The organism is Acinetobacter sp. ANC_7511 (genome assembly GCF_056779975.1).
Genome location: NZ_JBWYIY010000067.1, coordinates 1 through 241, shown reverse-complemented (window position 1 = coordinate 241; position 241 = coordinate 1). Strand labels below are relative to the sequence as shown.

The window sequence follows — 241 nt, the reverse complement described above, 5'->3', positions numbered from 1 at the left end:
GATTTACGGTACACCAAGTTCCCCCAGCGATCGCCCTTATGCGCTTTAATTAACGCAAAGTCAGCTTTGATTGGATTTTCTAAAACGTAGTCTTTACCTTCATAATTCATGGTTGGTTTGCCTTCAGCGAGCAAAGTACCAAAACCTGTAGGTGTGTAGATTGGACCTAAGCCCATACCCGCCGCTTGAATACGGCAAGCCAAGTTGCCTTGCGGTACAAGTTCTAACTCGATTTTGCCTG

Annotated in this window: 1 protein-coding gene; it reads right to left on the bottom strand. The window is 45.6% G+C overall.

What is annotated here, in order from left to right; genetic code table 11:
- Nucleotides 1–241: 3-oxoacid CoA-transferase subunit A (locus tag AC1M9L_RS14860; protein WP_481592568.1), on the bottom strand; the 241-nt coding region annotated here is incomplete at both ends.